Raw genomic sequence first — 14,138 nt, 5'->3', positions numbered from 1 at the left:
AACATTCATTTTTTAAAATCCTAGTTTAACTCCAACTGTAATCCCTTTAGCATCGGGGAAAGCACCTGCGTTATTTTCCGGGCTATACGATTTATAATCGGTAAATGTGAGCAGGTTTGTTCCTGTAACATAAAACTTCGCTGATTCCAGACCAATTTTAGAAATACTGGAGGCTGAAATAGTATACCCTAAGGAAAGCGTCCTTAGCCTTACGTAGGATGCATCTTTAATTGCTGCTGAAGACAGGAATCCGGGAGCACCAATGTTGGGTCGGGGAAATAGATTGGATGGTTTTTCAGGTAAATAATAATCGACTTTAATACCATTTCTTACACCTTGAAGCGTGGCTCCTTTGTCCCAGTCAGACAAGTAGCTGTTCATTCTGGTGGCACCTTCAACTATATAAACATCAGCAAATAAATCAAAGCCTTTATATTTCATGGTAAGGTATACTGAACTATACCAATCAGGAGTTTTTCTGAAAATCACTAAATCTTCCTGACCAATGTTGCCATCTTCATTGATATCCTTAACCCGAATAAAACCAGGTTGCGCATCTGGCTGAGCAGAATTCTCGAAATCGTCGTCTTCCTGAAAGATACCATCAAATACATAATTTCGAATATTGTCGATGGGCTCTCCAATAAATAATCCTTGAGTTACAAAGTCGAGTGGCTCACCATTTTCGTCAACACTTCCATCCAATTCAAGTATCTTGTTATCATTGGTTGACCACGTTGTACCCAGCGACAAAGTAAACTCTCTATTCCGAATGACATTGGCATCGAGTGTTAGTTCAAGTCCTTTATTTTCAACTTCTCCAATATTAAACCGTGTAACTGAATACCCTGAAACTCCTGATAATATTCGATCAAGAAGAAGGTCGTGTGTGTTAGACTTGTACCATTCTATTGTACCAATAAACAAATTATTCAGGATTCCAAAATCAACACCAAGGTTTAACGATGTTGTTGTTTCCCATTTCAGCTCAGGGTTTGGTAACCTTGTGAGGGCGGCATTACCGCCGGTAGCTACGCCTCCAAAAACATAGGGTAAGTAACCGGCTACTCCTAACGATTGGCTAGGTTTAATACCTTCGTTACCGGTATCTCCATAACTAAGCCTTAATTTTAACATATTTACAGCTTCGCTTTCTTTCAAAAACGATTCCTCGTGCACTTTCCATGCAACTGCTGCTGCCGGGAAAAATCCCCATTTATTGTTTTCTGCAAAAACGGAGGATGCATCAGCTCTTGCGGTAAATGTAAATAGATAGCGATCTAAAGCATTGTATCTTGCACGCCCCATAAACGACAACATTTTTCTTTCACTCACATCTCTTGTAGCATCAGCAAGAACAGAGGCATTCCCATTGAATCCCAAATAGTCATTTGTGAAGTTTTCTTTTGTAATTGATTTTTCCCAATTATTTCGTTGATTTACGGCTTGAACAAAAGTAAAATCAAGTTTATGTTTTTTGCTTATTGTCGGATTGTAGTTTATTATATTTTCAATTAAAAATTCTCTAAACTTTTTTGTACCTAAAACACCTCTTCCGTTAATTCCATCATCTCCTGAGGAATGTTTGCTTGTGCGATATATGCCTTGCTCTGCATTTCTGTTTCTTAAAAAAGTGTTCAATTTATAGGAAAGAGACGGCGAGAAATTGTAATTCGCCACAATATTGATATCAACCAACTGTGTGCTAACTTCATTGGTAGACTCCTCGATATTCCAAAGAGGATTAACCATTTGCGATCCGGTACCCAAAGGATACTTATTCAGGTTACCATTTTCATCGTATGGTTTTGCCAAAGGCGAAATACTTATGAAGTCGAGTGAGTTACTTTCGATATCCTGTTTGTTGGTTTGAAAGTTAGTATTGATTTGAAAATTCAACTTATCGTTGATCCTTTGATCAATATTAACCTTTATATTTCCTCTTTCATATCCGGAAGTTGGAATCAATCCATCCTGAAGAAAATAATTCAAACTTGAAAAAATCCGCGTGTTTTTTCCGCCTCCGGAGAAATTTAGCGAATGACTTGTAATGTATGCATCCTGCAAGATTAGATCTTCCCAATCTACGTATTTTTTATCTTGAAGCGTTTGCAATTCGAATTCGTTAAAAATGTCCTCGTCAGGTCTGTATTCGTCGTCATTATCTGTGCGCTGCGCTTCTCTTCTTAATTGAGCAAACTCTTCGCCGGTGTATAGATCAAAATTCTTTGTTAACGACTGCATTGTTACATAACCATGATAGTTCACTTTAAATTCGCCGGGTTTCCCTCTTTTTGTTGTAATTAATATTACACCATTGGCAGCGCGGGCACCATAAATAGCCTGAGAAGATGCGTCTTTTAATATTTCAATGTTTTTTACGTCTTCCGAAGCAACATCATTTATATTGTCGTAAGGTATTCCATCTACAATAATGAGCGGTTCATTGCCACCATCGATAGATACCTTACCCCTAATAATGATATTTGAATTTCCTCCGGGTCGGGCATCTGCCAAACTCACCTGAACACCGGCAGCTCTACCTCTTAACATCTCCGACACATTTGTTGTTGGGATGGATATTGCTTCCTGAACATCAACACTGGCTACCGATCCAACAAGGTCACTTTTTTTGATAGATCCGTAACCAACAACAACAATTTCGTCAAGCCCAACTGCATCGGGCTCCATAGTTAGATTAATAGTGCTTTTTTTACCAACAATTATTTCCTCTGTTTTCATGCCAATAAACGAAAATTGCAGGGTAGCACTTTCAGGAATATCGGCTAAAGTATACTGGCCAGCTGCATTGGTAACAGTACCCTGAGTCGAACCTTTTATTAACACAGTTACACCTGGTAACGGGTCTCCATTAGCGTCGGTTACGATTCCTGTTATGGATTTTTGTTGCTGAATACTTTTAAACGTTTTTTCAGAATCAATGGGTGAAAGGATAATTTGACGTCCCATTACCTCGTACTGAATACCTACTTCATCTTTAATGTCGTCTAAGACTTCAGTGATCTTTTGATTCTTAAATTTACCGGAAACTCTATGTTCCACATCAATATTTCCGGTGTAGAAGAAGCGAAATTCACTCTGATTTTCAATTTTAATAAGGAAATCTTCAAGGCTAATTTCGTCTACCTTTAACGATAGTTTAGTAGTTTGCGAATAGGTCTCAGATGCGAATACTCCAACAAAGGTTATCAGCATCAAGAAAATAGTTAGCTTCATAATTTTAAGCATTTGCAATACACACGGACTTAGACCATGGATACTTCGTTTTTTTTCCATAATTTTGAACTGGTTTGATTAAGTAACTACAATTATTTATCAACTACATGAAAGAAGTGAGAAGTACGAGTTCTTGCTTCTTTTTTTACCTGGTAGTTGAGCAGGATATTTTTATATCATAAGCAGAATTTTATTTGTTCTGATTTTTTTATTCTCTTATTGGTTAGTCATTGCTGATTTTATTGTAAAAACACGAGTCTTGTTATCGAAACTATAGGTAACCGGGGCTGCCTTACTAATCATTTCCATTACCTCACTAATACTTTCCATTTCAATTGTACCGGTATACCACAAATCATTCAACTTTTCATCGCTATATTCAATCTTAACATTGTACCAGCGTTCTAGCTTTTTGATAAAGCTTGGGAATGGTTCTCTGTTGAATATTAGTTTACCTTCTTTCCAGGAGGTATAGTATTTTGTTTCCACCTCTTGTACAGTAAATCCCTTGTCTGTTTTTACTAACTGCTCGCCAGGGTTTAGCGTAACACCATGTTCTGTATCTTTTACCCTAAAGGCAACAATTCCTTCTTCCAATGTTGTCGCAAACGCATCGTCATCGTTATAAGCTTGAACATTAAATGAAGTCCCCTTTACTTCCACATCTCCATATACTGTAGTTACTAAAAATGGCTTATCATTTTTTACAACCTCAAAATACGCTTCGCCCACCAGGGTTACCGGTCTGTCTTTCCTGAATTTTGCGGGATATGAAAGTGTTGATCCAGAATTTAACCAAACTGATGAACCATCGGGTAAAGTGATGTTTGTTTTTGCTCCATGGGGAGTTGTAATGGTTTGCAGAGTTTCTGCAAATTGATTTTTCGCCGATTTCTGAAAAAATAAAATATTACTTAGCAGTAATGCAACTACTAAAACCGCTGCTACCCGAAATCCCCACATGTAAATATTCATTTTACGTTGTGCGGCCATTTGTTTTTCAAGCAAAATGGTTTCTTTTATTCGCTCAAGAAGAGCAGGATTTGTTTTAGGAGAAACTTCCGCTTCATTTATTTCTTTGTCCCAATAAGGTTTCATCAGGCTTACAACGACAGTCTCATTTTTTTTGTCTTTTATAAAATCAGAGACCTCTGAAAATTCGTTGGGACGTAATATCGAGTGATAATATTTTTTGAATAAATTCTTCATGTTGTGCTTTACTATTATTTAATACACAGCAAAAAGGTTTATCCCTAGTAAAAAAGGTGAAAAATTAGAAAAAAAGATAAAAATAGAGTAAAGAAACCAGTCCGAATCCTTTTAATTCATCTTTTAAAAACCTTACTGCCAGCGCGATATGATATTCGACTGTTTTTGTAGAGATTTTAAGTTTTTCTGCAATTTCTTTGTGCGATAAACCTTCGGTTCGGCTTAAAATAAAAATTTCCTTCTGCCGTTGGGGAAGTTCATTTACAATATGGTCCACCTTTTCTTTCAAATCCGTGTATTCAATCTGCTCCATTAACGAATATTCAGGAGCAACAGAAAGTTTACTGATTTCCTCTTTTGTGCTTTGCTTGTTTAAACGGCTTCTCAGTTCGTTTAATAAAAGGTTTCGGGTGATGGTGAATATATAAGAATTAAATGTGGCTGTATTTTTAATGCCATCACGGTTTTGCCAAATTTTTACAAAAACTTCTTGCAGAATATCATCAATACCATCTTCAATTTTTAAAATCGATCGGGAAAAATTATATAAACGTGGATAGTAATAGTTGAATAATTCCTCAAGCGGCTCTTCGTTATCTTTTGAAAGTTCAGGTATTATTTTATCCAGGTTTATTTTATCAGGCATTTTAGTTAGTTAAGTCATACAAACATAGAAATTATTTCATGAAAGTCGATATCGTATCTTTGAAAATCCGGGGACTCATAAACATAAGGTTTATCAACAACTTTTTAGTTGTGACTAGATTATGCAAATAGCACAGCGTGTAATAACAAAATTTAATTAATCCAATAACATTAAGGTTTGTTGTTGTTGGATCACCAAAATAATCTTTCTTAATCTTATTGAAGTAAGTTCATTGATTAAGATATAATAGGCGGCCTACAATTCGGGAACCACGTTATTACTGTCGTTACAAACACCTGAATTAAATGCGATTAAAAAATGGAGTCGAGCTCATGACAGAGTACAACAGATTAATTCTGACTCTCATAACTCCTAAATTTTTGAATTTTAAGGTCTCTTCAGGTCTCTATTTGGATAAAATTCCCCCAACAAGTGCCGTTTCACAACAGCAAACGAGACGAATTCAAACCAAATTAAATCATGAATATCAAATAGTTACAAAAAAGACACCTATTTTTAAGCCAAAAATGGATGGGTCTCGATTTAGTCCCCTTTTTTTTTGGTGTTTTTTGACTCACTTTGAATTACCACAAAATAAAAAAGCGCCTAAATCAACGATTTAAGCGCTTTCGATTCGGAACAACTTCCGACTTGGTGACTCAGCTGGGGCTCGAACCCAGGACCCCATCCTTAAAAGGGATGTGCTCTACCAACTGAGCTACTGAGTCATCCTTATAATACCTTTGTTTTTCAAAGGCGGATGCAAAAGTAACCATTATTTTTTTTCATACAAATAATGTAGCAGCAACCGCTGGACTTTCACATCAAATATGCATCTTTCTTACCAGCGAATAATCTGGGAAAGAAGCAATTCTGCAAATCAAAAAAAATGCACTCAAACAATCAAATACATTTTTTAAATCACGTACATTAAAGAAATTTCAGACTGGTAGAAAACGGCTTATCATTCACCTTTTCCGGCAAAATCAAAATGAATACCCAAAGGCTCTTCACCGTTGTCGTTCAATCCCGCCAATTTCGCAAAATAAAAAAGCGCCTAAATCAACGATTTAAGCGCTTTCGATTCGGAATGATTTCCGACTTGGTGACTCAGCTGGGGCTCGAACCCAGGACCCCATCCTTAAAAGGGATGTGCTCTACCAACTGAGCTACTGAGTCATCCTTATAGTACCTTTGTTTCTCAAAGGCGGGTGCAAAAGTAATCATTATTTTTTTTCACACAAATCACAAAGCTATTTTTTTCAAAAAAATTAAAATTTCGTCACTTCCGGCCAACAACACTTACCCGCACCACACATATTTTCAGCTCTCATTACAAGGGCTTTCCCCACGTTTACAACAACTTACAACACATTTGGTTTTAAGGCCAATTTTATTTCAGAAGATTTATTTGATGAGAAAAAATTTAAATATTAGTTTTGATTTTTCTTGAAAACTAAGTTTGAACAGAGCAACAACTTAATACCGCATCAATTTGATTAGTACCGAAGGATATATTGTACTGGCTATTGTTTTGATAACCATAATTGCCCTGGCAAAAGAATTGATGCGCCCAGGCCTTATCTTTTTTTCTTCCGCAATTATACTTATGGCAACGGGAGCGATTACCGATAAGGAGATGCTGGCCGGCTTTTCAAACAAGGGAATGATTACCATTGGTATTCTTTTTATAGTAAGCGAAGGAATACGACAATCTGGTATACTAAACCGACTGGCACAAACCTATCTGCCCCGAAAAAGAAGAAAAATGGTTTCGCTGATTCCGCAAATTATGCTTCCTGTTTCGGTGCTCTCTGCTTTTCTGAACAATACACCGGTGGTTATTATTTTTGCGCCTATCATTAAAAGATGGTCGGAGAACCTTAACCTCTCATCAAAGAAATTTCTGATACCACTTTCGTACGCTACCATTTTTGGTGGAATGTGCACACTTATCGGTACATCTACCAACCTTGTGGTGCACGGTTTAATTCTGGAGAACGGACACGAAGGTTTTAGTATGTTTGAACTGGCAAAAATTGGCGGGTTTATTGCCATAGCCGGTACTATTTACATGACTGTTTTTAGTAACAGGCTACTTCCCGGCGAGAAAATATTTTTCAACTCAAAAAGCTCAACAGAATACAAGGATTACCATTACGACATTATTATTACCGAAAACAGCAACCTGATTGGCCTTGAAGTAAAAAATGGCCGAATGAAGGAGTTAAAAGGCCTGATCATTCAAACCATTAACCGCGACGGAAATATTATTGAAACGAAAAAAGGTTCGTTTAAACTTATGGCTGACGATATTCTGCTGGTAGCCGGAAAATCTGATCGTTTAAATTACATCCTTGCGAATTCAAATGTAAAGCTAAGTGGCATCGACCTGATTAAGAATGTACCCAAGGAAAACCTGAAACAATACGAGGCTGTTTTATCTCCGCGTTTTCCGGCAATTGGTAAAAATATTCACGAGTTTAACTTTTACGATCACTACCAGGCGGTGGTGCTTGCCATACACCGCAACGGGGAGCGCATTACCAGCAATAAAGACAAGTTACACCTGAAAACCGGCGACAACCTTGTTTTACTTACCACCGAAAAATTTATCGAAAACTGGGGCGATTCAAAAATCTTTTTGCTCACCTCGTACATCCGCGATTACCGAAGTACAGGTACTTTTTGGAAAAAGTGGCTTGCCTTTATCATTCTTATCGGTATGGTTGTGGGAACAACAATCGGCAAATTTATCTCATCACCCGATGGTGTTACACTCGACATGTTTTTCTTTGCCTCAATTGCAGCGATGTTATTGATTTGGTTAAAAATTATGCCTCATCAGAAATACACAAAGGCTGTCAGTTGGGATGTACTAATTACCATTGCATGTGCTTTTGCCCTAAGTAAAGCCATGCAAAATTCCGGTGCCGCCGAAGCCATTGCGCGAACAACCATTAACTTCTCAAAAGGATTTGGTCCTATCGGAGTAATGGCGGCACTTTATATTATTACAGCTATTTTTACCGAAATCATTACCAATAATGCTGCAGCGGCACTTGTATTTCCGATTGCACTCGCGGCATCTCAACAGCTAAATGTCGATCCGAAACCATTTTTTGTAACCATAGCCATCGCGGCATCAGCAAGTTTCTCAACTCCAATCGGCTATCAAACAAACCTGATTATTCAGGCTATTGGCAACTACAAATTCCGCGACTATTTAAAAATTGGTCTTCCGCTGAATTTAATCGCATTTATTTTGTCGATGTTACTTATTCCGTATTTCTGGAGCTTCTAGTTCTTACTTCATTCTGCCCCTTATTTAAATTCATTCTTAAGAAAGAAATCGATCACCGGACAAAACCCTTCATTCCTTAAGCCAACCGGAATAAAATTCTATATTTGCATTCGTTTGAAAATAAGAGTACGAAATTAATACAGCTACAGCCTACTATTGGTAGATATCAGCAACATACCCAAAAAAGTAATCATACCGGGCTGTAAAAACTAAAATAGAAAAGAATGGATAATTATTCATTAACCAACCTTCGCGAACTGGAGGCAGAAGCCATCCACATCATCCGCGAGGTGGCAGCCGAGTTCGAAAATCCAGTAATGCTTTATTCCATCGGGAAAGACTCATCAGTGATGGTTCGCCTGGCCGAAAAAGCTTTTTATCCCGGTAAAGTTCCGTTTCCGTTGATGCACATCGACTCGAAATGGAAATTCCAGGAAATGATCGATTTCCGCGACAGCTATGCGAAAGAAAAAGGCTGGGATCTGATCGTTCATTACAACAAAGAAGGTTTTGAAAGTGGCGTTGGTCCGTTTACTCACGGAAGTAAAGTACACACCGACATTATGAAAACACAGGCGCTGCTGGCAGGTCTGAATAAATACAAATTTGATGCTGCCTTTGGTGGTGCCCGTCGTGATGAGGAAAAATCACGTGCGAAAGAACGTATTTTCTCGTTCCGTGATAAATTCCATCAGTGGGATCCCAAAAACCAGCGTCCTGAGCTTTGGAATATCTATAACAGCCGCGTTCAGAAAGGTGAATCCATTCGTGTGTTCCCTATCTCGAACTGGACTGAGCTGGACATCTGGCAGTACATTCGTTTGGAAAATATCCCGATCGTTCCGCTGTATTACGCCAAAGAGCGCCCGGTGGTTGAAATGGATGGCACCCTTGTTATGGTAGACGACGAACGTATGCCAAAAGAATTGCGCGACAAAGCAGAAATGCGCATGGTACGTTTCCGTACGCTGGGATGTTACCCGCTTACCGGTGCTATTGAATCGGAAGCTGATACCATCGAGAAAATTGTGGAAGAAATGATGACCGTTACCGTTTCGGAACGTACAACTCGTGTTATCGACTTCGACCAGGAAGCAAGTATGGAACAGAAAAAAAGAGAAGGGTATTTCTAGACTGGATACCGGATTCCGGATTCTTGATCGATCGAGTATCCAGAATCAAGCATCCAGCATCTAGTATCAAACATCAAGTATCAAAAAGATGACTACAAAAAAACTTAACATACAAGAGTTTCTGGATCAAGACCAGAAAAAGGATTTATTACGCTTACTGACTGCAGGATCGGTTGACGATGGCAAATCAACGCTAATCGGACGCCTGATGGCTGACAGTAAAATGCTTTACGAAGATCAGCTTGAAGCTTTGCACCGCGACAGTAAACGTATCGGCCATGCCGGTGAGGAAATTGACTATGCCTTGTTGCTCGATGGTTTGAAAGCCGAGCGCGAGCAGGGAATTACCATCGACGTTGCTTACCGCTACTTCTCAACTGCCAAGCGTAAATTTATTATCGCAGATACTCCGGGACACGAGCAGTACACCCGTAACATGATTACCGGTGGATCGACTGCCAACCTGGCCATTATTCTTATAGATGCTCGCTACGGAGTAATTACCCAGACCAAACGCCACACCTATTTGGCCAACCTTCTGGGAATTAAACACGTGGTGGTGGCCATTAACAAAATGGACCTGGCCGATTACAAACAGGAACGTTTTGAGGAAATTAAAGCCGATTACAAAGCGTTTGTTACCCAATTGGATATACCTGATGTAAACTTTATCCCGCTGTCGGCATTAAAAGGCGACAATGTAGTAGATAAAGGCGAGAATATGGATTGGTACCATGGTCCTTGTCTGCTGGAGTTTTTGGAGAACGTTCATGTAAGTTCCGACCGTAACTTCGACGACCTGCGTTTCCCGGTTCAGTATGTATTGCGCCCCGATATTAAATTCCGTGGGTTCTCAACTTCTGTAGCTTCAGGTATCATAAAAAAAGGCGATGAAGTAATGGTGCTGCCTTCGATGAAAAAATCGAAAGTAGAGAAAATCGTTACTTACGAAGGGGAACTGGATTATGCTTTCCCACCACAATCGGTAACCGTTACGCTGGAAGATGAGATTGATATTTCGCGTGGCGATATGTTGGTTCATCCTGATAACCTGCCACGTGTAGAGCGTCAGTTTGAGGCCATGCTGGTTTGGATGGATGAAACTGATATGAATCTTTCCACTCAGTTTTACATCAAACATGCCAACAACAATACAAAGGCCCGTATCGACGAAATTAAATACAAAGTGGATGTAAACACGCTTGAGAAATCGAACATCGAAAAATTCAAGCTGAATGAAATTGGCCGTGTGGTAATTACCACTACCAAGCCACTTTACTTCGATCCGTATAAAAAGAACCATCAAACCGGTTCGTTTATTTTAATCGACCCCGTAACGCATAACACCGTAGCGGTGGGTATGATCATCGATAAACTGGGCAGTAGCAGCTTGCCTTCGCGTATTACTGATGTGGATAAGGCTAAAATTGCCTTGGGTGAAGCGCTGATCAAACCGGAAGAATACGTACAGAAGTACAACCAGAAAGGTGAAACCATTTGGATTACCGGTCTGCATGGTTCGGGTAAAAACGAACTGGCTTTTAGTCTGGAGAAAAAACTGTTCGACAACGGTGCTGCAGTGGTATTGATCGACGGTAGTTCAGTACGATCAGGATTAAGTCGTGAATTGGACTTCTCTCCTGCCGACAGAGCAGAGAACCTGCGTCGTGTGGCACACATTTGTAAAATGCTGAACGACCAGGGAATTATCACCATTGCTTCGTACATCTCTCGTAACGAATCGTTGCGCAACCAGGTGGCAGAGATAATTGGCAAAGACCGTTTTCACCTATTCTACATGGATGCAGATCTGGAATATTGCAAAAACAATAAACCTGAACTGTACGAAATGCTTGAGCAAGGAAAAACAAGTGGTTTGCCGGGTGTAGATCTGGAATACGAAGCACCAAACAACGCAAAACTGGTTTTCAAACCGGAGCAAAACGAAGAAAACCTGGATGCTATTTTGGATTACTTAGCAATAAACAAAGTATTTCCTAACCACTAGGAATTTGAAATGAAAATACTGGTAACGGGCACTGCAGGATTTATCGGTTTTCACCTTGCCAATAAGTTATTGGAGCAAGGCGTTGAAGTTGTTGGTATCGATAATATCAATAACTACTATTCAACCGAGCTGAAATATGCCCGTTTGGCCGAAGCAGGTATTTCCGGGGAGGCTGAAAACTGGCATAAAAAGGTTGTCAGTACAAAAAATCCGGCATATTCCTTTGTTCGGATGAACCTGGAAGACCGCGAGCAAATCGATCAGCTTTTCGAAACCGAAAAGTTCGATATGGTTTGCAACCTGGCTGCTCAGGCCGGTGTGCGTTACAGCATCGAAAATCCTCGGGCTTATATCGACAGTAACATTGTAGGTTTTATCAATATCCTTGAAGCATGCCGCCACAATAACATTCAGCACCTGGTTTACGCCAGCTCGTCGAGTGTGTATGGCAACAGTGCAAAAATGCCGCTGTCGGTTGATGATGCGGTGGATAACCCGGTGAGTTTATACGCGGCTACCAAAAAGAGCAACGAATTGATGGCACATACCTACAGTCATTTGTTTGGTATCCCTACTACAGGATTGCGCTTTTTTACGGTTTACGGACCATGGGGACGACCGGATATGGCCTACTTCTCGTTCACAAAGAATATCCTAGCCGGAGATGCCATTAAGATATTTAACCATGGCGATTTGTACCGCGACTTTACCTATATCGACGATATTGTTGAGGGAATCACTAAAATATTGAACGCACCGCCACAGAGCTCGAGTTTCCCCTCCTCGCAGGAGGGGTGCCCGGAGGGCGGGGTGGTTGCTCCTTACAAAGTGCATAACATTGGTAATTCAAGCCCGGTGAAACTCTTGGACTTTATCGAGACCATTGAAAAAGCACTGGGACAGGAAGCCGTTAAAGAATACCACGATATGCAACCCGGCGATGTGTACAAAACCTACGCCGATGTAAGTGCGCTGGAAAACGACTTTGGCTACTCACCCGACACGCCGCTGGCGGAAGGGATTGGCGAGTTTGTGAAGTGGTACAAATCCTACTTCAAATAAAAGGCCGGGGCACGAATTAAAATCGCGCCCCGATCTTTTTTAAATTAGACAATTTGATAAATTAAAGAAGGAGAAATCATACAGGGTTCATTCTTCTACACCTATCAAACCAGCAAACAATGATCAACAACAAGCAAATTGATTTCGCATCGCACCAACAATCAACGGATCCTGTTTCCTTGAATCTTACCCAACGCCTACTTGTTAATGCCACCCGCTTATTCAAACCCAATACCACAGCCTGCAAACTCGATTATTTTGAAAAGATGCTCAACTACCTTCGGGCAATTGGTTTGTATGTTTTAGCAAATAATCGGGATATTGAGCTTAAAAATCCCGGTATACAGAAAATGGCTGACGTTGATTACAAAGACAGAATCAGCACATCGCTTACCGAATTCCTGATTCACTTCGGAATTCTATCATTTTCGGGAAATAAAATGGAAATCAACAAAGACTATAACTCGCTCCTGGAAAATGACAGGATAAGCAAACTGATTCGAAACGACGGGAACTTATCCTATAAATCGCTGAGCCGCAAAGAAAAACAATTAATTATTGATTTTCGATTTGTGCGCGATCTGGTGCAGAAATACAATAACCCCGGGTACAACTTTCAATCGATTAAAGGAAAGGAAAGTGAGATATGGGAAAGCCTGATAACAGAGCGAAAACTGGATTACGAAGTCAGACTGAGCGAAACACTTTATCACCTGGTTGATTTAAGAATACCTCAAAAGATAGAGAGTCCTTTTGATGAGGCTTATTACACGGAATCGGGTCAGAATGCTTTCCATAATTTCACCCAATTTCGTTTTCTTGATTATTTACGCAACATCACCAAAGGCAACAGTGCCATAAACCTGTTTGATTTAGGCTGTGGATATGGCAATTATGTGGAAGTGGTGCAGCAGAATTTCCCGGAAGCATTTATTACGGGTATCGAGAAAAATCCCAAAGTATTTGCCGACACCAATGATAAATTTGCCAATGCAGAGAATGTGGAAATCATTAACGACGATTTTTTTCAATATGAACCCGGAAAAAAGTACGATGTAGTACTAATGAATTATGTGTTGTTCTATTTCAATTTTACCGACAAAAAGAAAATTATCGACAAGGCCAAAAGCATGCTCACAGAGGGTGGTTCTATCGTTTTGTGCCAGTACTATTCCGGTATCGAATCCTTAAAAAGAGAGCTCGCCAAATCACAAAACGACGATTCAACGGCCAAAAAAATAGAGATGTACTACAGCGACAAAATTCTGTATGCCAACACACTTTGGAATGATGCCGTTGACACCTTTGCCGAAGCCGTAAAATGGAACGAATTTAAAACAATTGTTTCCGAAGCTGATCTTTATATGGCAAGCATGACCAATGCCGATCCGTTTTACTATTCACTTTTTGTTGAACTAAAACATCAATTGTAACTACAAAAGTTTAGACGCTCCTTAAAAAAACGCGCAGAGCAGAATCGGAACTTTTGTTTTTAACCTCGTTAACAAGCAATAACACTTCATTAACAGAATTGAGGTT

Annotated in this window: 8 protein-coding genes and 2 tRNA genes; 5 read left to right on the top strand and 5 right to left on the bottom strand. The window is 39.6% G+C overall.

What is annotated here, in order from left to right:
* Nucleotides 1–12 precede the first annotated feature (12 nt).
* From LH29_RS06445 to LH29_RS06420, 5 genes are all read right to left on the bottom strand, one after another.
* Nucleotides 13–3,237: a SusC/RagA family TonB-linked outer membrane protein gene (locus tag LH29_RS06445; protein WP_198152355.1), complete on the bottom strand. Its 3,225-nt coding sequence runs from the start codon at nucleotides 3,235–3,237 to the stop codon at nucleotides 13–15.
* Nucleotides 3,238–3,453: 216 nt separating this feature from the next.
* Nucleotides 3,454–4,446: a FecR family protein gene (locus LH29_RS06440; protein ID WP_045026934.1), complete on the bottom strand. Its 993-nt coding sequence runs from the start codon at nucleotides 4,444–4,446 to the stop codon at nucleotides 3,454–3,456.
* 64 nt (nucleotides 4,447–4,510) lie between these two features.
* Nucleotides 4,511–5,092 (bottom strand): RNA polymerase sigma factor, encoded by a 582-nt coding sequence (locus tag LH29_RS06435; protein WP_045026931.1) that lies wholly within the window; start codon nucleotides 5,090–5,092, stop codon nucleotides 4,511–4,513.
* Between the two features lie 652 nt (nucleotides 5,093–5,744).
* A tRNA-Lys gene (locus tag LH29_RS06425) sits at nucleotides 5,745–5,820 on the bottom strand.
* 375 nt (nucleotides 5,821–6,195) lie between these two features.
* Nucleotides 6,196–6,271: transfer RNA gene (locus LH29_RS06420), tRNA-Lys, on the bottom strand.
* A 316-nt stretch (nucleotides 6,272–6,587) separates the two neighbouring features.
* Here LH29_RS06420 and LH29_RS06415 point away from each other — a divergent pair.
* The 5 genes from LH29_RS06415 (at nucleotide 6,588) to LH29_RS06395 (ending at nucleotide 14,032) form a co-directional block, all read left to right on the top strand.
* On the top strand, nucleotides 6,588–8,396 hold the full coding sequence (locus LH29_RS06415) for an SLC13 family permease (RefSeq protein ID WP_045026925.1): 1,809 nt from the start codon (nucleotides 6,588–6,590) through the stop codon (nucleotides 8,394–8,396).
* Between the two features lie 224 nt (nucleotides 8,397–8,620).
* Nucleotides 8,621–9,529: a sulfate adenylyltransferase subunit CysD gene (gene cysD / locus LH29_RS06410; RefSeq protein WP_045026923.1), complete on the top strand. Its 909-nt coding sequence runs from the start codon at nucleotides 8,621–8,623 to the stop codon at nucleotides 9,527–9,529.
* Nucleotides 9,530–9,608: 79 nt separating this feature from the next.
* Entirely contained in the window at nucleotides 9,609–11,537 is a 1,929-nt protein-coding gene (gene cysN, locus LH29_RS06405) for a sulfate adenylyltransferase subunit CysN (RefSeq protein ID WP_045026920.1), read from the top strand.
* 9 nt (nucleotides 11,538–11,546) lie between these two features.
* Entirely contained in the window at nucleotides 11,547–12,599 is a 1,053-nt protein-coding gene (locus LH29_RS06400; protein WP_045026917.1) for an NAD-dependent epimerase, read from the top strand.
* Between the two features lie 119 nt (nucleotides 12,600–12,718).
* A complete protein-coding gene (locus LH29_RS06395; RefSeq protein WP_045026915.1) occupies nucleotides 12,719–14,032 on the top strand; it encodes a class I SAM-dependent methyltransferase in 1,314 nt (437 codons plus the stop codon).
* The last annotated feature ends 106 nt before the right edge of the window (nucleotides 14,033–14,138 follow it).

Origin of the sequence: Draconibacterium sediminis (assembly GCF_000949475.1) — a bacterium.
Classification (GTDB): Bacteria; Bacteroidota; Bacteroidia; order Bacteroidales; family Prolixibacteraceae; genus Draconibacterium; species Draconibacterium sediminis.
The sequence above is the reverse complement of the archived record's forward strand: the minus strand, read 5'-3'. Positions and strand labels throughout refer to the sequence as shown.